A 19,491-nucleotide genomic window follows, 5' to 3' on the forward strand; every position below is an offset into this window, starting at 1 on the left:
CTCTTAAAACGATGCTTGAAATAAAAGAACAGGAAATAGGCCTTCGTTTACCATCATTCTTTCTACGCCTGTTTGATATAGATAATGATTATACTGGTTTGCCTCTATACCAGCCCCATTAATCCCTCCAAAATACCATCCCATCTCAAAACTCGTTGTGATGAGACCTGCCGCGATATTGCCATGGTCAAAAAACTGATAAGCCGCAGCTATAAAAAGCGTATTAATCAAAAAAGAAGTCAAAGCAGATTTTTTTTGCCCAACATACCAATAGCCCGCTCCAGGAAGAGCTGCATTCAAAAGTTGCGCTTTTTTAACAGATTTTGAGCATAGACGAAAATCCGTCAAAAATTGATCAACCGCCTGTTGGCTTTGCAATCCTTTGCTATAAACCGCGATCCTCTCAAAATCGGCATGCGCAAGTGCCGTCGACAATTGAACCGTCTGAGCCTTTTGCGGATTACATTGCTGCAATGTTTCCAAAATCGCACATGCTTTTTCGGGTTGCCCTAATTTTTCGTAGCACTCATAAAGCACTAATACGAGCTCATTAAAAGCAGGAAATTCTGCTGTTACTTGAAACAAACGACTATCCTCAAACGCTTCAATTGCTTCAACATATTTCTGTCCAAAGTAGTAGCAGAGAACAATCTCATATTCGATCTGTAAACGTCTTTCAAATTTCGAATCTGGAAGTAAAATTAACGCTCTTTTAAAAGACGTAATGGCACGATAGAGATCGATTTCACGTGCAAAAGTTTGTCCTATCAAGAGCTCTTTCCCCCAAGATTGCCTTAGCTCATCTTCCGTAAAATCAGGAAAAGGCGAGGGCAAATGCTGGATATAATTCTTGGGTGGAGAATATTGCACAATGGGGTCAAGTTGCGTATTAATGGGTTGGCACCCAATCAATAAAAAGATCCCGATTCCCAGAAAGATTCGCCTAAACAGATCTTTCCGGGAAAAAAACTTAACAACGGAGCATTCCATTCTTACCGACAATCTCCATCAAAAGTTTCACAAGCCTCACACGCTTCATATTTCTCAGTCGATTTAATATTGAAGAAATCCAATGCTTCATCCACTTCATATTTCCAGCTTCTTTTCGATTCGTTTTTGTAGCGGAAGACATCCTGTTGGTGCTTTGTCACATTTTGAACTTCTTCTTCTGTATCAATGATTTCGGGACGAATGAAAATCATGATATTGCGCTTTGCATCGGAAACCGTTTTGTCGCTAAAGGCAGCTCCAATAATAGGAAGGCCTCCTAAACAAGGCACATTCACCCTTCGTCTAGTGTCCTCATCTTGCATCATTCCGCTCAATACAAGGAAATACTTGTCTGGGACATGCACTCGCGTGGTCGTGCGACTTAAACGTGTCGTTGGACCGGGCAATGCAGTATTTAATACGTCCGAAGTCGTTGTTGAGGCAACACTACTGACTTCCTCACGAATTTCCAAAGTCACGATGTCGTTATTCCCCAAGAATGGAGTCACTTTGAATGTTGTTCCGACATTACGGAATTCAAAGTTATTCGCAATTGGCGTCCCCCCAATGTTGGAGATAGACTGTGTTTGGAATGGCGTGTTAAAACCGACGAAAATCTCAGCAGTGACATTGTCTTCGGTCAAGATTTTCGGGTTCATGATAATATTCGTGTTCGTTTTATCATGAATCGCTTTAACAAGGGCTCCAATGGAATCAAAGGTCAAATTTCCCAATGACACATTCTGCCCAAGTACGCCTAAATTATAACCAGGAAGTCGAGCTAGACCACTGGCGTTCGGAAGCAATGTCTGCCCAGTCGTAATCCCTCTGTTATTAACAATCCCAGTAGTATCTAAGGCTGCCGGTAATGTGGAAGCATCGGATAAAAAGGCCTGTGAACCCGCCACATTTCCACCACCAAAACGCGTTCCCCAGTTGACACCATATTGTAAGGAATCATCTAAAGATATATCCAAAATAAGCATTTCGATGAAAACTTGGCGCAATGGAGTATCGAGCTCGGCGATCAATTCTTCTAGCTTTCTAATGGATTCAACTGTTCCTGTAAAAATGAGAGAATTAGAAGACTCCAGCCATTGAACCGTATTAATTGTCGCGACTAAATCATCATTACTTTGTCCAAGACGATTTAAGCTTGCTCCAATGAGTGAAAGCGCTTGTTGAATATCTGCCCCTTTTCGATATTGGAGTTTATGGATAAAGAACTTCGTTCGTTCAATATCGCCTAAGGGAAGGTTTGGCGTTTGCACCACATTGCGCAAAATAGGCTCGGCTGAAATCGATTCTCCCGTACCTAATCGGAAGACCCAATTTCCATTGGGATCTTTTTCCCAACGCCCTTTTGGGACACGATCTAAAGATTCTTGTGTAGCGGATGCAGGAGGTGTCGTGCCTTCCGGAACAAAAAACCAATTTCCATTTTTATCTTTGTACCAAGTTCCCTTTGGAGCAGCTTCAGTTCCTGCAGGAACATTCGGTTTAAATACCCAATTTCCTTGCGCATCTAAATCCCATCGTCCCATTGCTTGATTTTCGGCAGCAATTCCGGGAACAGCGGCCCCTTCTGCAGTGCTTGTCGCTCTCCCCTGCACATTCAAGTCTTTCATTTCATAAATACGTGTTGTCCCCTGGTTTTGATCCAAGCGCTGCAACATGGAAATGGATTTTTCGACTAGATAAGGGGATGCTACAATGAAAATACTATTTGCAGTAGGCTGCGGCACAAAAGTAATGGGCAGATCTTGAGCAATCGGAAGCATGATTTGTTGGATAAGATCCATCAAGGTGTCTAGAGAGCTATTTTTGATGACATATTGCCCTAAAACGACTCCACCAGCAGGAGCATCTAATGATTTGAGTAGTTTTGCAATTAATCGTACATTGCTAACTAAATCCGTTATGATAAGATTATTGCTGTTCTCTAAAATCTCAACAATTGCTTTTGCTGACGTTAATGGACGCACAACAGCTGCTGCTTTAGCAGGATCTATGGAATTCAGATAAAAGACTTGTGTGACAAGCTCAAAATTCCCCGGAATAACGTCCCCTGCACCAACGATAGAGATGCTACTTACATTGGGATTTTTATGAATGAGGATATTATTGCCTTCTTCCAGAATATTTAATTCGTGTACGCGTAGTTCTTGAAAAAGTGCAGCCAAAACATTGTCGATGGTTGTTAATTCTTCAGCGATAACAGTGATGTTGAAGTCCAAATCGGCTTCATCAAAAATGAAATTCTTACCTGATATGCGGCTGACAAAACGGATATATTCAACAACATGCACATTATTAAAATTGATCGAAATAAGCCTTGACGGGGGTTGAGGAGGTTCGGCTTGCGCAATAAGCTCTTCTTCAGATTCTGGATCAACGTATGCCAGGTCTTCCCCAATTTCAGTTGCAGGAGGCTCTAATTCAACGATGACATGCTCTGACAGGTCTTCTTGGGATGGGACTCTAACCAAAGGCGTTTCTTCATGAGATGAAATTGAGGCTTCTAAGGCAATTTGAGGATCTTTTTGCTGAGCGACAGGAAGAAATTGTTCAGGTTCGATTTCCCATCCCATCTCTTCTAAGTCTTCAAGCTCTCTCGCAGCCAAATTGGATTTGACTTTAACTACCCTTTCTTTCTTCATGGATTGGCGGTTTCTTTGGAGATCAGCTTCGCGGCCATCCAAAACATTTTGCCCTAGCGAAAGAATCGCAAGAATAAAAGCACTATTAAAAATGACCTGACGTAATTTATTTTTCATAATTCTTGCATTATCTTGCTGTATCTGTTGTCGAAAGTAAGGTCGGCCATCTTTTGTAAAAAGGTAGTTATTCCAAACAATCCAATTATTTTCCACTGAAAATCGACTCAGATTGAAGAACGTCTATTTTACCGACTCGCTTGAATCAAAAGATTCGAGCTTATGCCTATTAGCTCTATAAGATTGGCATAATTTACCTCTTGGACGCAACATTTTTCGGAAAAGAGCGCAGGAAAAATGACTAAATAGTTCTTTTTTGGACGTTAACTTCTATTGTTTGCGTAAAATGCTGATAAAAGAGATGGGCCAATTGAGGATGGCTTCGGGAGATGAACTTTTTGCAATGCGGAGAAGATGCTCGGTTTGCTTTTGAGGAGTTAAATCTCGATTTTCAAAAATGGCGCGTTTAATGGCATCCTCAGAAAGAGGGGCCTGAACTTCATGTGAAGGAGAAACGGGAGTCAAGCTATCTAAAACAATAGAATCCCCCACTTCCCAATTGTGAGAAACATGCGTAAATTCAGCATTGGGATCTATTCCGAGTGGTAAATTTTCTGAAGGGATTTTTACTGGAATAGGATCAGAAGGAGATAGAGACCATAAATGCCCGTACCCGCAGGAGATATAGTGAAACTGGTTTTCATCTGGCAATAAAACCAAATAGTTTAAATTAAAAATCTGACGAGTGGTTTCATGAATGAGAATATCATTTAATCGCGTGACAAAATCTTGTGGGGACTTACAAGTTCTTGCTAAAGCTCTTCCCATCCCGCGCAGTGTTGCCGTATAAAGAACACTCGCCTCCGTTTTTTCGGAAGACTCTCCCATTAAAACGGCATACCCTCCTCCCGGGACGTCAAAGAGATCATAGAAAACCCCAAATACACGCATTCCCTTGTAATTGGCAATTCCTACATCTACACGGGACCAGAAAGGGGCCTTATCGGGAAATAGTAATGTTTGAGCATGCTTAAGACTTTCTGATAACTCGCTCAGGCGATCCCCGCTTTTTTGCTCTTTTTGAAAGTTAGGGGAATGTAAATAAGCGGATAAATCCGCGATAAAATCAACCATATCCTGATAACGATCTTCTGGTTTGATTTGTAATGCCTTACTCAAAATTTTTTGCAAAGACCTTGGCATCAAGGACAGGTGAATTTGTCCATAGCTTAATTTTCCCAGAACAAGTTCATAGGCAATAATTGCCAAAGAATAGATATCCGACGGAAATGAAACAGATTCTGGGTTCTCCTTTTGCTCGGGGCTCATATAAATAGGGGTCCCCACCAAACGGTGTTGCGCTACCACCTGGAGTGTTTTCTTATCTGTTAATTTTTGAGCAATCCCAAAATCGATAAGCTTAATTTGACCTGAATCCTCAACTAAAATGTTTTCTGGTTTGATGTCGCGGTGGATGATTCCGCGTGTATGTAAGTGACAAAGCGTATAAGCAATATCGATCACGAGCTCAATGGCTTTTTTTAGAGAAATGGGATTTTGAAGGATGTATTGCCGTAAAGAAATCCCTTGCACAAACTCCATCGCGATGTAGAGCCCTCCCTCCCAACTACCATGCCCATAAATTTTCACAATATTTGGATCGTCTGTGAGAGCGATCACCTCAGCTTCATGCTGAAAACTTCGAATGGCTTCGGGATGGCCTAAGAATTTAGGAGCTAAAACTTTGATAACCAGTGGTTCTTTTGTTTCTGGGTGGGTGCCTAAATAGAGGATGCTCATTCCTCCCTTTTGCAAAAGACATTCAATTTTGTAAGGACCGACTTTTTTAGGAACTTCCACATGCGCATCTGGCTGCTGGGGAGGGAGCAGCCCTGGGCTTGTGATACTTTTGTGAAAATCGTCACTCATCATCAAAATAAAATGGAAGCTTAAGGAAGTTTAAACACTTTAAAGGAAATCTTAGACATTACTTTGAAGACATTCAACCAATCAACCAATTTCTAGTACGCGAACCCCTAAAGCATCGCCAATGGAAAGCAATTCTCCGCGTGCCACGCGCTTGCCATTTACAACAAGGTCTATTCCATCTTCAGGGTGAACATTTAACTCTAAAAGATTTCCAGGCTGAAGCTCGACCAATTTTTTGACTGTCATTTGTATGCGCCCTACCTCTGCCGTTATTACTAAAGGAATATCGTCAATTGAAGGTGCAGTTTGCTTACTTGCAGTGGAAGCTTTTTCAGCCTCTACATGACTTTCTTCTTCAGCCTCATGCTCTGTTGATTCTTCCACTTCAGATTCTTCATGCTCATGCTCTTCGTGCTCATGATCTTCAATTTCTGTCTCTTCATCATGGTCTAAAGCAGATTCATCTTCTGTATATTCTTCGTCTTCATCATCTGTGTAATCTTCATCCTCGTCTTCATCTTCATAGTCAGTTTCATCTTCTTCCGTTTCCTCGAATTCAGATTCTTCATGCTCATCATACTCTTCATCTTCATCGTATTCTGAATGATTTTTTGCCATGGGTTCAGTTACCTCGTGATAAAGGGGATACTCTAGAATTTTTAGGTTCCCTTGTTTTAATTTTCCTCGGAAAAAGGGTTTTCCATTAATAGTTAAAAGGACCCTGCCGGCGTCTTCGCCAGGCTTCAAAGAGCAGGAATCCAAGATAAGCAAATCGCCTAAAGCTAATTTTTTCCATTCCCCGGCTTTTAGAGTCGTTTTACCCGCTTCTAGATGCACCACCACTTCCAAATAATCCGCATTAGGTGTCTGATACATCGCATTTTCATTGGCTTGTGCATAATGCGCTTTCCACTCTTTGTAAAACTGATCAGATAAAATGAGCCGACCTTTAACAGAATGCTCTGGAGACACTTTCGCTGTCACATCTACACATAGGGAATTGCCTTCTGGCTGAGAAGCAGGATCTTTAATTTGAATGGAGAGAGAATGATCGAACTCCACACTTTTAAAAGCGTGAATCAATTCAAGGCTCAAAAACTGAACAAATGCATTTAAAAAATCATGATCCGCCTCAAATTCGGGATGCGTTTGATTTTTCAATAAAAATCCCATTAAAAAAAGAAGATCTTGTTGGGACATGACCCACCAAACGGGACCTTCAATCGAGGAAATTCTAAATTCTCGAATAACGTATGGTTCACCAAAATCAGAAAAGAGATTTTTTTCATTTTTCCATTCTGGCAAAGAGGGGATAAAAGCCGCCTCTTTTAATTGAAATGTTTCTGCAAATTGCTGCGCAAACGCTTCCCAAGGAAAAGCCGGAGGGTAGCCAAATAAAGGGACCTCATCCTTTCGAACAAATTCAGGAGACAGGTTTTTTAGCCATGAATAGGGAACAGTAGCAGTCATTATGAAAATCTTTTTTGAAATGGGTTCTCATTTGCATTCAATTGAACGTCTGGTGCGAAGGATTATAACGAAATGGCAATTAATTCAAATAGATCCTTATTATCCTTTTTGTCTTTTCTGCCTGCCCTGTCCTTGTGATTCATCTTCATCCCGCTGATGATCATCTTTAGCAAGTTGAGTATCATCGAGATATGGACGGTTTTCCATAATTGTAGTCGTTGTCACTTGGTGCACAATCCATTCCCCTCTTTGTGCCAAAGTCTGCATTAAAGCTTCTTGGTTTTTAGGGAGATCCAGCAAATTTTTCGCTTGTTGCGTGAGGTTTTCAAAAGTAATATTAAATTCATTTCTTGCTGTATCATAGCTTGAGACAACAACTCTCGCTCCATCGAACATTTTATTAATGCCGTTCAATGTGATGGCAGTTTCCGTTTTGCCACCTTCTTTTATGCTGTATAGATCGATTTGCCCTATTTGGTCAACTATTTCTTTGATCCGATCAATCATATTCACAGGCTGAACAATAGGGGGTGTGGGGGTATAGATCGAAACCAGCTCAGTTTTGACAACCATCGGATTGACTAACGGTTGATTAGGCAATTCCTGAACAGGGTTTTGACCGTTCTTTTTCTTCGAATCAACGCCCGCTCCAAAATCTTCTGTGTCATTCTGATTAATGGAGACATCCTCCATTTTGACTTCAGGTTTCTTCTCAGCATGTGGGACAAAGTAGGGTCTTTGAGCGATCTGACTGCGAGACTGCTCAAATTCTTCTTCGCCTTGATTTTGCACAGCTTGTTCTTTTGCGCCCTTATCTTCAATACCCTTGTCTCCTGCTCCCTTACGACCTCTCGCCAAATCAAAAAGGGAAGGGGATAAAGGTTTACTTTGAGCTTCTTCTTCTTGCTCTGCCTTTAAGTTTGCAGCATCGAGCGCTTTCGTGAATTTCCCTTTATCCGCGACATTCTTGCGTTTCTTTTGAGAATCTTCCTTAGCGTCATCCTTGTGAACAACTTTGAAAGTATCTTTGAGTAATTTACGATCAGGGCCTTCACTGCGATATCGATCTGCATCATCGCTAGTTACAGATAAATTTGGACCCATACTGACACTCCATTATTAACAAAATATTATTTTCTTTGGTGGATCATATACATCACCGATCCCAGTTCGTCCTGTTCACGACCTTCGATAATCTCTTCTTCTTTCTTCAGCTCTTGCAACCAGTCTTTGCGATGCGTCATCAGTTTATCCACCTCTTGACGCTTGCGTTTCAGCTCTTCTTTGGCAATTTCAAGATTTTTTTCAGCGACAGTGACCTGTTCTTTTTGATCCGCAACTTTTTTTTCTTCAACCTTCAAACGCTCTTGTACAATTTTAATGTACACCTTCATTTGTAAAATCTTAGGACTCGTGGTCCCATGATCCATTTCATAACGCATTTGATCCATCTTAGCTTTCAAATGCTCAAGGACCTTATCTCGTTCGGCTTCCCGTTTGGCTAACGTTTCCTTCTCTCTCTCAAGGGCCAATTTTTTATCAGCAACAACCCTCTCAGCATCTTCAACACGCCTCTGCTTGACTTGCAAAACTTGCTGTAAAGGATAGACCACTTTAGCCATAAATTTGCAACCTCATCGCTTATTTAAACATGCTGCGCAATAGTTGCATGGTTTCTTGGTAGGAACATTTTTCATCAACCCCTTGCTTAAGGAATTTATTCACCTTATCAATGTGATCAATGGCAAAGTCCCCTGCCTTATCGGCGCCCCGTTTATATTCCCCAATTTTAATCAAAAGTTCGTTCTTTTTATAGTTTGCCAAAACTTCTTTCAATTTTCCGACTAGCTGTAAATGCTCTTTAGGCACAATCGAAGGCATGACCCGGCTAGCAGAAGAAAGAACGTCAATCGCAGGATAATGGTACTGGCGCGCAAGCTCACTAGAGAGAATGATATGTCCATCGAGAATAGAGCGAACTTCGTCGGCCACAGGTTCATTCATGTCATCCCCTGCTACCAGAATGGTGTAAAATGCAGTAATGGATCCAACATCTGAATTTCCTGTTCTTTCCAAGAGCTTTGGCAAAGTAGAGAAGACAGAGGGTGTGTAACCAGCACGCGCAGGAGGTTCCCCAGCTGCCAGCCCCACTTCACGCAGGGCTCGCGCAAAACGTGTCACGGAGTCCATCATCAAAATGACGGATTTTCCTTGATCGCGAAAATATTCGGCAATCGCAGTGCCTACATAAGCCGCATTTAAACGCAGCTGAGAGGCTTGGTCAGAAGTTGACACCACCAAAACAGAACGTTTAAGACCTTCAGGTCCTAAGTCTTTTTCAATAAAGTCACGAAGCTCACGCCCCCGTTCACCAATCAGGCTAATCACGTTAACATCTGCCATCGCATTACGCGCGATCATCCCAAGCGTGGTAGACTTACCTCCACCGGCTGCCGCAAAAATGCCGACGCGCTGCCCTAAACCTGTGGTTAACACACCATCTATTGCCCGAATTCCTACAGAAATAGGCTCTACAATACGCTTTCTTTTCAAAGGATCGGGGGGAGCTTGAATAACAGGATAAACTTCATTTAATTCTAGAGGTCCTTTTGTGGCCACATCAAGCGGCTCACCTAAACCATTTAAAACACGTCCAAGTAATTGCGGACCAACTTTAATGTGGAGAGGGAGGCGAGTCGGAATCACTTCAGAAGAGGGCCCAATGCCTGTCATCTCTCCTAAAGGGGAAAGAAAAACTTCTTCTCGGGTAAAACCCACAACTTCTGTTAAAAGGGGTTCCCCTTCTCTTTTCACAAGACAGACTTCCCCAATTTTGACTTGAGGAACGATGGCCTTAATCAACATCCCAACTGTTTCTGTGATTCTTCCGTTAACAGTTGTTAGCTGTACGTCATCCAATTCACCAATTAATTTATCGAATTCATCATCTAAAGACATTGTGACTTCCCTTCCCTGAAAAGAGCCCAGCTAAAAATACAAACTCATGGCAAAAAAGAGCCTTCGCTCCTTGCTTTAGGTTATGCATTATAAGCTCTCGACGGCCAGCTTAAATTTGAACGTTCATAATCGTTTTTGTTGAATCGAGTGATTTAGTCAGAACGCTCGTAAAAAACTCCATCTCTTGTTGGATGAACCCTACCTTGATCTGGATAAGTAGCATGTTAGCGGGATTAATTTCCGCACGGTTAGCATGCATAATCTGCACATCATTGGCCAGGTGCTCCAATTGAAATTGAGAATGGGTTAGCAATCCCAAAAAGTGTTCAATCGGATTTGTTTTTACAGGTGCGACTTCTGGCGGAGTATACTCGACACCCGCTTTTTGCAAAGCCACCTTCAAGTTATCATCAACATGAGACAGCTTGTTGCGCAAGAGATTGCGAACAGAACCGTTGAGCTCAAGATCGGAAGTCGCGAGAGTATTTCGAATAGAATCAATTTGTTTTACAACAGTCTGTGTTTGCGCCACCAATTGATCCGCAGATGGATATTTATTTACATTTACATTGGCACGGCTGGCATCTCCAACAGCATCAATTAATGAATGTTGTTCACGGCTCGCATTGGCCGTTTCTTGCGTTTGAGTCGACTCTACTGCAGTTTGTTGCTGCATTAAAGCATCGAAACGATCCTTATCGGGGATTTTTTCGATAGGCTCTTGCGCTTGGAGAGCTTTGCTTATTTTTGATACTTTTTCTATTTTTTCTATAGCCATGATTTAACTTCCTTATTAATGAGAGAGTTAACGATCATGCACGCCTGGTTATTTTTTGAAATTCGGCTGGAAATTCCGACTCACTATTCATCCAGGTTATGATGAACTAGACTCTTCTTTTTCCGCCTCTCGATCAGGGAAGAAAGGAGATTTTTTCTTATTAAGGTCTTTTTCTGCCCATTCGAGAGAAATTTCACCTAAATTTTTAATCGTTGCGTCATTTGTTTTATCAACAGCTTCGCGAATCATCTTTTCGCCTTTTTTTCTCTTTGGCTTTGTCAGTAGAAAACAAATCCCTAAAAAAGTTTGCGCTAAATGATTTTCAGGTTCTTGTTGAATCACAGTTTCAAAAATGCGAGTGGCTTCTTTTACTTCTAGTTTATTCAATGCAATATAGCCTAGCCCAATCTGGGGGGCTGTATGCCCGGGGCTCATCGCTTCTGCAGCATGGAAAATGCGTGTTGCGCTGATTTCGTCCAATTGCTTAACAGCTAGAAAACCAGCCTCGATTAGCAAAGGGAAGTCATCTAGAAAGTTATAAAGCTTCTTCTTATCCGTATCCATCCGCTGGGCATCCTCTTTTGCATGGTTGAGTCAATTCCATCCATTAACCAGTTTTAAGCAGCGACCATATAGCTTTTCAGCTAACGATCGCTGCTTCGTCATAAACCGTAGTCGTCTACGCCGATTAACCTTTAATACCTTGAGCCATTCTAGTAATCGCTGAGTTCGCTGCACTGATAACCGCTGTAGACATCTCTGATAGTTGAGATAAGTGGTTCATTAACATTTGCATTTCGAACATATCGCCGATACTAATCGCGCTACGTCTATTTTTAATTTCAAGCAGTTTGGCTTTCGCGCTAACAGTCGCATCGTTAACAACTTCAAATAGCCTTTTTACACTAAACCCTGACTGAATGTTAACTGAGCCGGTTCCGCCAAAACGATCTGGGCTTGTCATAGTATCCTCCTAGATTAATTAATTACTACTGGAGAATAAGTTTGCCAGTGATTCATACTGGAAATTCCATTTCCTTAAGTCGACCTTTCGGCCTCCCCGTTTCTGAATCGCTTCATCCTTAAATCTTTTATTGTAAGTGTTCAATAGGGTATCCATTTAATCATTTAGGCGTTATTTAATAAACGACAAAAATTGATCTCAATGGACTCCCCTATTGAACACTTACACTTATTTTTTTGTTTTACTTCGCGAGATCACTTTTAGCATGGATGTATATCCATGAAGAAGAGCGCCATATTGATCAAACTCTTCTTTATTCTCTCCTCCTCTCAAAATCTCTTTGATTTTTTGAATACGGAGTTCAATTTTTTGTTTTAATGCCCGCATTTTCACAGGATCCGCTAGATCTTTTTCGATTTCGAACATGAATTCTTCGGGCTTTTGATCTTTTTTTTGTTTTTCAAGTCCAAACATGAAAACCTCAACTTGATAGGATGCAAGTAGTAAAACTACACAACTTTCTATTATTATTGTAGCATAAAAGGGTTAATTTTGCAAGGGAGTTAAAGTTTTTCGTTTACAACAACCCTTTCTCTCATTAGCCCTAGAAATCAATTCGGTATTTTTTCCCATCTTTTTCAAGAATAATCATATGCGATCTAATCTCTTTAATGGTCATTCCATCCAAAACGTCGTTCGTTTGGAGAATACGGCCATTAATAACCACACTGATGGTATTGCCTTGGCTAGAAAACCCACTTACTCGGTATTGGCTTGTGATGTTTTCAATCGCACTCGCAGGGGCTCTTTCTGCAACCAAGTTTTGCACGGACCGAATTCCAGGAATTTTCATAAAACCATCGACTAACACATCGTAATTCTTCAAATTTTTAGGATCCACATTCCCAGTCAAAGTGAGCTGCCCTTCATGCATCGCTACTTTAACATCTCGCATTCCATGGCTTTGCAATTGGAATGTCACATTTGAAACCACATCCTCTTCCACAATCACTTTTTTCTCTAAGAGGTCCAAATAGGGAAAGTTAGAGCTCAGGTAATCCGACAATTGCTCGGCTTGCTTACGCGTTTCCAAATAACCCGATAAAACAAAGTGACCAGCTGTCGGTGCATGTACAGTCACACCTTTCCAAAGAGGATTGCGTGTTAACACCTGGTTAATTTCTTTCCATACATATTCATCAATTACAATGCCAGAATCATCTAAACTTTTAATGAAGGGCAACCCCTGTAGATTATATAAAAGTTGGTTCCGATCAACCCCTGTCAAAACATGTCCAACAAGAAGCAATCTGCCAGTTGACGTATTATAGGAATGCTTGACACTTGGGAACATGGATAATGCTTCCTCAATCTTTTTATCGGAATCTGCGACTTCTTGCCTTTCAACAGGCTTACTTTGAAATAGAGTTGCAATTCCCATGCCAACCAATGCAAAAAGACCTGTAATAATGGCAATTAAAATAAAAGCGCTTAAAGCATGTGCGGATTTATCTGATTTTTTTAGCTCTGGAGCAGGAGGAACTTCAGCAACAGTAGATTCTTCAGAAACGACATCTGGTTGAGGTGCGGGCTTTTCTTCTTCTCTTTGCAGAACTTTCACTATAGAAGGCAGCAAAGGAGAGATAATGGTATGCATTTCCCCTTCTCTGTCAAAAATGATGAACGACGTTGTTCCCATCGTAACAACCACATTTGTCTCAAGAGGTCTTCTTTCTTTAAGAGGCTCTCCATCAACGAGCGTTCCATTGCGACTTTTAAGATCTTCTATAAAAAGATTATCTTGATCATCAATCGTAATTTTAGCATGCGTTCGAGAAACACTTGTATCATGAAAGACAACATCGCATGCATTAGGATCTGTTCCAATTACATAACTACTGGAAGGTTGAAGAGAGAATTCTGCCCCGTTGTTAGGACCTCCAATGACTTTGAGCATCCAGCGGCCAGATTCTTCCAAACCAAAATTAATCTCGGCAAGCGAGCCCCCTTCATCTTCATCAAAAAGGGTATCTTCTGCTGTAAAAGTTTCAGGCTCATCATCTACAGACTGCTCAGGCAAACTTTTTTCTTCATGACTTGGGGTTACTACTTCGCTTGGAATACTCATAGGTGTTTCTACTGGTTCTTCTTTATGTTCTTCTTTTTCTGAAGATTCTAATGGTTTTGTCTCTTCTTTTTCAGCTGATGCAACCGGTTCTTCTTGATGCTCGCTTTCGGCAGCTTCAGGCTCTTCTACTTTTTGCTCAGCCTGTGGCTCCTGATCCGATTGCTCTGGTGATTCCTCTTTTGGCGTTGCTGCCTGTTCCTCTGATGATTCTGAGTGTGCTGCAGCAGGTAATTCGTCAGGCTGTTCAACTTGTTCTGGCTGCGATTCTAGAGGTGCGCCATCTTCAGCGACAAGATCTTGAGCTGACTGAGGAGTTACAGCACTTTGATCGGGCTTAGCCTCTTGCGAAATAGGAGGTTCACTTGGTTCCTGATGCTCAGATGATACGGGCTCGGCGGCGTCCTCTTCTTCCGGCTCTTCATCTAACAAATCTTCTTTGAGCTCTTTAACGTGTTGAGTCACATCTGGAACATCAACCGAATTAGACTCCGGAGTATCAGCATCCGTTCCAACGTGAAAGCGAAAAGTGCCACTTCCAATTTTAATGCTGTCTCCCTCATGCAAAAGATAAGGAGCCTTAATTTCTTGATTATTAACTTGTACGGGATTTGTGGTGCTAAGATTCTCCAGGGTAATGCCTTCTGGAGTTTTGCGGCAAATAGCATGCTTACGCGAAGCCTCTGGATCTTCCACCAAAAGCTGGCACTCATCTGGGTCACGCCCAATCACCCATTGATCACCCATATTCAGGGAAAGGGCTAGCCCTTTAAGCAATCCATCTTCTGCAATCAACTTTGCCGACATAGGTTTAGTACCCTTTAAGTCCGTTTTAAATCACATTAGACCATAGAAGCATGTATCATTTCTTAATAAAAAGATACAATTTTCGTGCCAATCTTCATAGGGGCCATTAAAAAATATATTTGTTCACACGAAACTAATTATAGCATAAGCCCCTTTTTAAATGGCTATATTACAAGGAAAAGATGTGCTGTTTATACTCAAATTTCAAGCTAACAACCATTTAATATTCTGCCTAAATTTATTCATTAAACAATGGATTTTGATTTAGCTAGAGAAAGAAGGCTCTCTCGTCAGTTTTTAGAACTTGTACATAAAAAATTAAATCGACAAAATCTTTTCAAAAAAGGAGTTTGTCATGTTACCAACAACCTTAGCCACGCAACTCTGGTATTATGTGAAGAGCGAACATGAAGAAGCTCATCCCGCCACCAACGCCATTATTGAGAGAATTCAACTGGAGTGCCATCCACCTGTAAGCTACATGGGACGTAGACATCCCAACCAGGATTTAGTTGATGTGTGTAAATATGCGATCATTTTTTTTGAATCAACCAAAACATCCTACAGCTTAAAAAATCGGTTACAGCGCAAGATTAAGCATTGTGTCAAGCTGGAGAATCTGCAATTTCATGTAGCCCTAAAGTTCATGTTAGAATGGTACAGCGCAACTCCGTTTACAAAGCTTAGCACAAAAAAAATCGTGACCCGTCTATTGCAAGACATTCAAATGATCGGATCGGATGAAAACAAAGTGGAGGACCTGAAAAAAATATGTGCGGATCTATCCGCTAGAGAAAAAACACCCCCAACTTTAAAAGCGGTTTTAACGAATACCCTCCTAGCCTGCCAATCCACTCAAAAGCAAAGAGAACGTTTAAATTCTCTTAGAATATCCATGCTCAGCCCCATTACAGTCTATATTTGGAAAGCTAAAGGCAATATTGGCCACATTGCTCTAAAAACATCAAGACAGTATATCAGCTTTTTGTCAAAACATCGCGTCCGATCTGACAATCCAAGCAATTGCCATTTGTATTTTAATGATTTAAAAGACCTAAACCGGACAGCAGATCAAAAAATCACCTTATACAGTTTAAACACCGATTTAATCCTTCAAGGATTTAACATTCTGAAACAGTTGAATTGGAAAGAGGCAACTGAAAAAAATTGTTCAAGCGCGATTGCCGCACTCCTTATTTTAGGAGGATTTAGAAATATTTTTGACAACGTCTTTTCGCCCCTGCCTGATGCTAGTGAGATTCAAAAAATATTAGAAGCTGCGCAAAAAAAGATGATAGACATCAAAATCAAGTACATATTCACAGGCAAGGTTCTCCCTAACCATTTTTCAGATCCACTTAAAAGAGCCTCTGAAATCGAGCAGGATCAATATGAGAATCTTATTGATCCCATCTCATTAGCAAAAAACGCCATTAACAATGCGATCTATGAAAATCTAAAAATCGATGTAAAATTGCCCTTATATGTTTTAAAAAGAGACCTCGTTCTCGACACCTATAGATTACCTGTCAATGATGCCCATCGCATAAAACGACATGCGCTGGTCGAGATGGTGAAAGAATTGCATGAAGTCTTTTTACAAACATGCTTAAAAGACAAAACGTTAATCTTAGAAAGAGTTGATCAACACACAACATTTTTTAAGCTATTAGCACAACATGAAAATTTCAATCATATGGGTTACTGGGAATATTTAAATGCAATCATTGAAAGTTATAAATTTGATAAAAACACCAAACATTTAAAAAATAAATGGTTAAAAAGAATAGAAGAACTGAAAAAACTATCAATTAAAGAATATCATTTAGGAAATTAATCAAACTTTAAATTTCATTGACTTTTAGCCATTTTAAAACTATAATTTTTATTATTGTTTTTGTTTTTTAATAAAGGTCATACATATGAAAGTTGATTATGATGTCGTGATTATTGGTGCCGGCCCCATAGGAATCTCAACAGCATGTGCTCTAAAGGCAATGAATAAGAAATTGAAGATATGTGTATTGGATAAACGTCCCACAGCGACACGCACACATGGCCTTAAAATCTATAACGATTCAATCGCAAAAATTTCTCATATCCTCCACCGTTCCAGAAACAAAGAAAACAGCTCCCAAGTAGATATCCAGCAATTAAAAGCTAAATTTAAAGAGTGGAAAAAACATTTTGTCCCCACAGACAAGATAGAAGCTGATTTAAAAGAAATCGCCAAAGGACAGGGAATCAAAGTTAAAAGAAAAGAAGCTTATGAACTGACAGAAAATCATCTTCAAAGACTCTTAGATGACACTTCGTCCCCTGAAAGCGATCAAAAAATACTCCAAATCCTACGAAATGCAAAAGTTGTCATCGGAGCCGATGGGGCCCATAGTGTCGTCAGAAAAAAAGTCATGGGAAACAAATTAGCAGAAAAAAAGACTCGCCAATACGTCGTCCAACTCAAGTATCAAACTGTAGGAGATGCTAAACCACGAAATTTTTTCGATGCCTCTGCAATGCCCCTAGGCGGTTTTGTTGATTTCGAATTGATGAGTAAAGCCAATAAAGGAACTCAAAAGCCAGTCACTTTAAACGTTGTTGTCGATAAAAAGACATACGAGGCACTTAAACCAAGTGGAACAGAGAATACAAAAGGCACATTCCGTCATCCATGGTCTTTAGAAGAAATTCAAGAAAAATCAAAGACAGATAAAAAAGTGTATCGCGTTTACAGAAACTTTTTAAAAAATTTGAAAACCCATTCAGATTACACAGATGCAAAAGTTTCAACAATTGAACTCGCCACCTACCGAAGTAAAGAAAGTGTAAAAAACCACAATGGGAAAATATTTCTTTTAGTTGGAGATGCGAATTCTGGAATGATCCTGGGAAGAGGATTTAATAAAGGCTTGAAAGAAGCAGGATTGTGCGCGCAGGCAGTTGCCAAATTTTTTGAGAAAGAACATCCAGAAACAGGCTCGATCCCTGATGAATTTATGCAATATCAACGTGAAGCAAAAAAAACATTTTCACAGGAAAAAATCGGAGTAAAAATAAAGGTCGGCATCATCAAAACAGCCAATCTCTTTGCCAAGCTCTTTTGGAAAATCAGGTGCGCTTTCAGACGAATAATCCCTAAACATTAAGTTTTCCTTGAATCCTTATTTTGTTCATGAACTTGCGCTTGCATATCTTTTTAAGCCCAGATTCCATTGAACCCTGACCAGGAAAAAAAATATGCACGTCCCGAAAAGCAAGATCATCAAATTTTTCATTTGAAACTCTTGCTTCAAAATGTCGACCGATAAATTTGTACATAAAAGAAATGGAATGACATAACTAAATCCAAATTGAATGGCTTTAGGATATACCTGCATTGGCCTTGACCCCAATTGAACCATTTGACTGGACAGAGTTGTTATATTACTTGAATCTGTAAACCAAAATGCACATGCAACAGCACATTGGTGTGTCAGGTAAATCAAAAATACCCCGACCAATATCATTGCAATATACATCGTAAATACTATGATGGTCACATTCAGGCTTAATCCCTGCACTCCAAGGTAAACAAGCCAAATCGGAATGGGAAGATTGAATAAGCTCGGATAATCGACTCTTTGAATAGAGGACAACATTTGTGAATCCATAGGTTTGACTAAATCAAAGTCAAGATCCCCATACTTGATTTTAAGGACAAATTCGTCGTGAGCGATTTCAAAAAGAAATGTATACAAACATACCATTAAATTGAAAGTCCCGAGAAGAATGTAAAAAGAATTTTTATCCCAGGTATTAATAACATCTTCAAAGTTGTAATAAACATCGACTGAAAGAATCTCCCCAACCAAAAAAATCAGCGAAAACAAAATCGTCAAAATAGATGAAAGTTTATACGCAGCAAAATACTTAAAGCTAATGATAAAATATAGCTTCCAGATTCTAAGACTGCGAAACAAACTTTTATGAATTGACGGCTTCATATTTTTTTAATCCTTTTTTCCACAAAATCTTAAAAGACAAAAATAACATCAAAGTCCAGACCAAAATTATACACACATGACGAACTAGTTCATCATTTGTAAACCCACCCTGAAGCATCTTTACGCTAAAATATCCAAAATAGGGAAACGGCGTATAGGAAGCGACTAAAGCCAAATTAGGTGGCAGAAGGTCTAAAGGAGCAATAACGCCGCCGAATAATAGCATACATCCTTGAAACAGACGTTTCAAAGGCCACATTTCAACTAACCAAAAAGCAAATTGGCTAACACATAATCCAAAGCAAAATGTCAGTAGCAAGCAGCTGACCAAAACACTCGACGTAAAAAAATTAATATAAATATCGATTGGTATATCTAAAAAATTAAACACTACAGCTACAAAAAGAGACATAATGATCAAAGGCGGTATTTTAGAAGATAAATACTTGGCCAAAACATGTATTTCAAAGTTAATGGGCTTCACTAAAAATGAACTTAGAATCCCTTTACGAATAAGCGGCTGCATTTCAAACATATGGTTTGGATAAAACAACAGAGATGTCACTGAAATTAAGGCAAAATAAGAAGCTATGTCAGTCCAATTATATCCATTAATTTCGCTCTTATTCTCAAAAATGATCGACCAGACGGTGAGAGAAAGTAAAAGCTGCGTAATACGTAGAACATACGCAAACAAAAAATTAAACCGGTAGGACATATCTTTTGATAAGTGGGCTTTAAATATTAAAAAATAGGCTTGAAAGGACATG

General features: G+C 40.0%; 16 protein-coding genes. 2 read left to right on the forward strand and 14 right to left on the reverse strand.

Features of this window, described 5'->3' with window-relative positions; translation table 11 throughout:
• Positions 1-3: 3 nt before the first annotated feature.
• The 12 genes from AOM43_RS09940 to sctD form a co-directional block, all read right to left on the reverse strand.
• Positions 4-990 carry a tetratricopeptide repeat protein gene (locus tag AOM43_RS09940; RefSeq protein ID WP_059360075.1) on the reverse strand — a complete coding sequence of 329 codons (987 nt, stop codon included), beginning with the start codon at positions 988-990 and terminating at the stop codon, positions 4-6.
• Between the two features lie 2 nt (positions 991-992).
• Entirely contained in the window at positions 993-3,767 is a 2,775-nt protein-coding gene (locus tag AOM43_RS09945) for a secretin GspD/PilQ domain-containing protein (protein WP_226987486.1), read from the reverse strand.
• A 270-nt stretch (positions 3,768-4,037) separates the two neighbouring features.
• Complete coding sequence (locus AOM43_RS09950; protein WP_006341196.1) at positions 4,038-5,639, reverse strand: protein kinase domain-containing protein; 1,602 nt, start codon at positions 5,637-5,639, stop codon at positions 4,038-4,040.
• Between the two features lie 78 nt (positions 5,640-5,717).
• Positions 5,718-7,106 (reverse strand): type III secretion system cytoplasmic ring protein SctQ, encoded by a 1,389-nt coding sequence (gene sctQ, locus AOM43_RS09955; RefSeq protein WP_059360081.1) that lies wholly within the window; start codon positions 7,104-7,106, stop codon positions 5,718-5,720.
• A gap of 99 nt (positions 7,107-7,205) precedes the next feature.
• Positions 7,206-8,210, reverse strand: coding sequence for a hypothetical protein (locus AOM43_RS09960; RefSeq protein WP_006341194.1), 1,005 nt, complete (start codon positions 8,208-8,210; stop codon positions 7,206-7,208).
• Positions 8,211-8,236: 26 nt separating this feature from the next.
• Entirely contained in the window at positions 8,237-8,728 is a 492-nt protein-coding gene (locus AOM43_RS09965) for a hypothetical protein (protein ID WP_006341193.1), read from the reverse strand.
• A 19-nt stretch (positions 8,729-8,747) separates the two neighbouring features.
• Complete coding sequence (gene fliI / locus AOM43_RS09970) at positions 8,748-10,064, reverse strand: flagellar protein export ATPase FliI (RefSeq protein WP_006341192.1); 1,317 nt, start codon at positions 10,062-10,064, stop codon at positions 8,748-8,750.
• A 109-nt stretch (positions 10,065-10,173) separates the two neighbouring features.
• A complete protein-coding gene (locus tag AOM43_RS09975; protein ID WP_006341191.1) occupies positions 10,174-10,842 on the reverse strand; it encodes a hypothetical protein in 669 nt (222 codons plus the stop codon).
• Positions 10,843-10,938: 96 nt separating this feature from the next.
• On the reverse strand, positions 10,939-11,406 hold the full coding sequence (locus AOM43_RS09980) for a CdsG family type III secretion system protein (protein ID WP_006341190.1): 468 nt from the start codon (positions 11,404-11,406) through the stop codon (positions 10,939-10,941).
• Between the two features lie 124 nt (positions 11,407-11,530).
• Positions 11,531-11,806, reverse strand: a complete 276-nt coding sequence (locus AOM43_RS09985) for a DUF5407 domain-containing protein (protein ID WP_006341189.1) — start codon at positions 11,804-11,806, stop codon at positions 11,531-11,533.
• 228 nt (positions 11,807-12,034) lie between these two features.
• On the reverse strand, positions 12,035-12,280 hold the full coding sequence (locus tag AOM43_RS09990; RefSeq protein WP_006341188.1) for a DUF5398 domain-containing protein: 246 nt from the start codon (positions 12,278-12,280) through the stop codon (positions 12,035-12,037).
• 130 nt (positions 12,281-12,410) lie between these two features.
• Complete coding sequence (sctD, locus tag AOM43_RS09995; RefSeq protein WP_059360083.1) at positions 12,411-14,738, reverse strand: type III secretion system inner membrane ring subunit SctD; 2,328 nt, start codon at positions 14,736-14,738, stop codon at positions 12,411-12,413.
• A gap of 355 nt (positions 14,739-15,093) precedes the next feature.
• Here sctD and AOM43_RS10000 point away from each other — a divergent pair, with 355 nt between their 5' ends.
• Both AOM43_RS10000 and AOM43_RS10005 read left to right on the forward strand, forming a co-directional pair.
• A complete protein-coding gene (locus AOM43_RS10000; RefSeq protein WP_059360085.1) occupies positions 15,094-16,575 on the forward strand; it encodes a hypothetical protein in 1,482 nt (493 codons plus the stop codon).
• An 85-nt stretch (positions 16,576-16,660) separates the two neighbouring features.
• Positions 16,661-17,884: an FAD-dependent oxidoreductase gene (locus tag AOM43_RS10005; protein WP_059360088.1), complete on the forward strand. Its 1,224-nt coding sequence runs from the start codon at positions 16,661-16,663 to the stop codon at positions 17,882-17,884.
• A 24-nt stretch (positions 17,885-17,908) separates the two neighbouring features.
• Here the strand turns inward: AOM43_RS10005 and AOM43_RS10010 are convergent, their stop codons facing one another.
• Positions 17,909-18,721 carry an ABC transporter permease gene (locus tag AOM43_RS10010; protein WP_059360090.1) on the reverse strand — a complete coding sequence of 271 codons (813 nt, stop codon included), beginning with the start codon at positions 18,719-18,721 and terminating at the stop codon, positions 17,909-17,911.
• A complete protein-coding gene (locus tag AOM43_RS10015) occupies positions 18,702-19,490 on the reverse strand; it encodes an ABC transporter permease (protein WP_059360093.1) in 789 nt (262 codons plus the stop codon). The genes AOM43_RS10010 and AOM43_RS10015 overlap by 20 nt, the downstream gene beginning before the upstream one ends.
• Position 19,491: the final 1 nt, after the last annotated feature.

This window comes from Parachlamydia acanthamoebae (genome assembly GCF_000875975.1).
Taxonomy (GTDB): domain Bacteria; phylum Chlamydiota; class Chlamydiia; order Chlamydiales; family Parachlamydiaceae; genus Parachlamydia; species Parachlamydia acanthamoebae.

What these genes read in the sequence shown, in the direction of transcription:
- AOM43_RS09980 (WP_006341190.1), bottom strand. Translation starts at nt 11,406, where the DNA reads ATGGATACGGATAAGAAGAAGCTTTATAACTTTCTAGATGACTTCCCT.
- AOM43_RS09965 (WP_006341193.1), bottom strand. Translation starts at nt 8,728, where the DNA reads ATGGCTAAAGTGGTCTATCCTTTACAGCAAGTTTTGCAAGTCAAGCAG.
- AOM43_RS09940 (WP_059360075.1), bottom strand. Translation starts at nt 990, where the DNA reads ATGGAATGCTCCGTTGTTAAGTTTTTTTCCCGGAAAGATCTGTTTAGG.
- AOM43_RS09990 (WP_006341188.1), bottom strand. Translation starts at nt 12,280, where the DNA reads ATGTTTGGACTTGAAAAACAAAAAAAAGATCAAAAGCCCGAAGAATTC.
- AOM43_RS10015 (WP_059360093.1), bottom strand. Translation starts at nt 19,490, where the DNA reads ATGTCCTTTCAAGCCTATTTTTTAATATTTAAAGCCCACTTATCAAAA.
- sctD (WP_059360083.1), bottom strand. Translation starts at nt 14,738, where the DNA reads ATGTCGGCAAAGTTGATTGCAGAAGATGGATTGCTTAAAGGGCTAGCC.
- AOM43_RS10000 (WP_059360085.1), top strand. Translation starts at nt 15,094, where the DNA reads ATGTTACCAACAACCTTAGCCACGCAACTCTGGTATTATGTGAAGAGC.
- AOM43_RS09960 (WP_006341194.1), bottom strand. Translation starts at nt 8,210, where the DNA reads ATGGGTCCAAATTTATCTGTAACTAGCGATGATGCAGATCGATATCGC.
- sctQ (WP_059360081.1), bottom strand. Translation starts at nt 7,106, where the DNA reads ATGACTGCTACTGTTCCCTATTCATGGCTAAAAAACCTGTCTCCTGAA.
- fliI (WP_006341192.1), bottom strand. Translation starts at nt 10,064, where the DNA reads ATGTCTTTAGATGATGAATTCGATAAATTAATTGGTGAATTGGATGAC.
- AOM43_RS09945 (WP_226987486.1), bottom strand. Translation starts at nt 3,767, where the DNA reads ATGAAAAATAAATTACGTCAGGTCATTTTTAATAGTGCTTTTATTCTT.
- AOM43_RS09950 (WP_006341196.1), bottom strand. Translation starts at nt 5,639, where the DNA reads ATGATGAGTGACGATTTTCACAAAAGTATCACAAGCCCAGGGCTGCTC.
- AOM43_RS10010 (WP_059360090.1), bottom strand. Translation starts at nt 18,721, where the DNA reads ATGAAGCCGTCAATTCATAAAAGTTTGTTTCGCAGTCTTAGAATCTGG.
- AOM43_RS09985 (WP_006341189.1), bottom strand. Translation starts at nt 11,806, where the DNA reads ATGACAAGCCCAGATCGTTTTGGCGGAACCGGCTCAGTTAACATTCAG.
- AOM43_RS10005 (WP_059360088.1), top strand. Translation starts at nt 16,661, where the DNA reads ATGAAAGTTGATTATGATGTCGTGATTATTGGTGCCGGCCCCATAGGA.
- AOM43_RS09975 (WP_006341191.1), bottom strand. Translation starts at nt 10,842, where the DNA reads ATGGCTATAGAAAAAATAGAAAAAGTATCAAAAATAAGCAAAGCTCTC.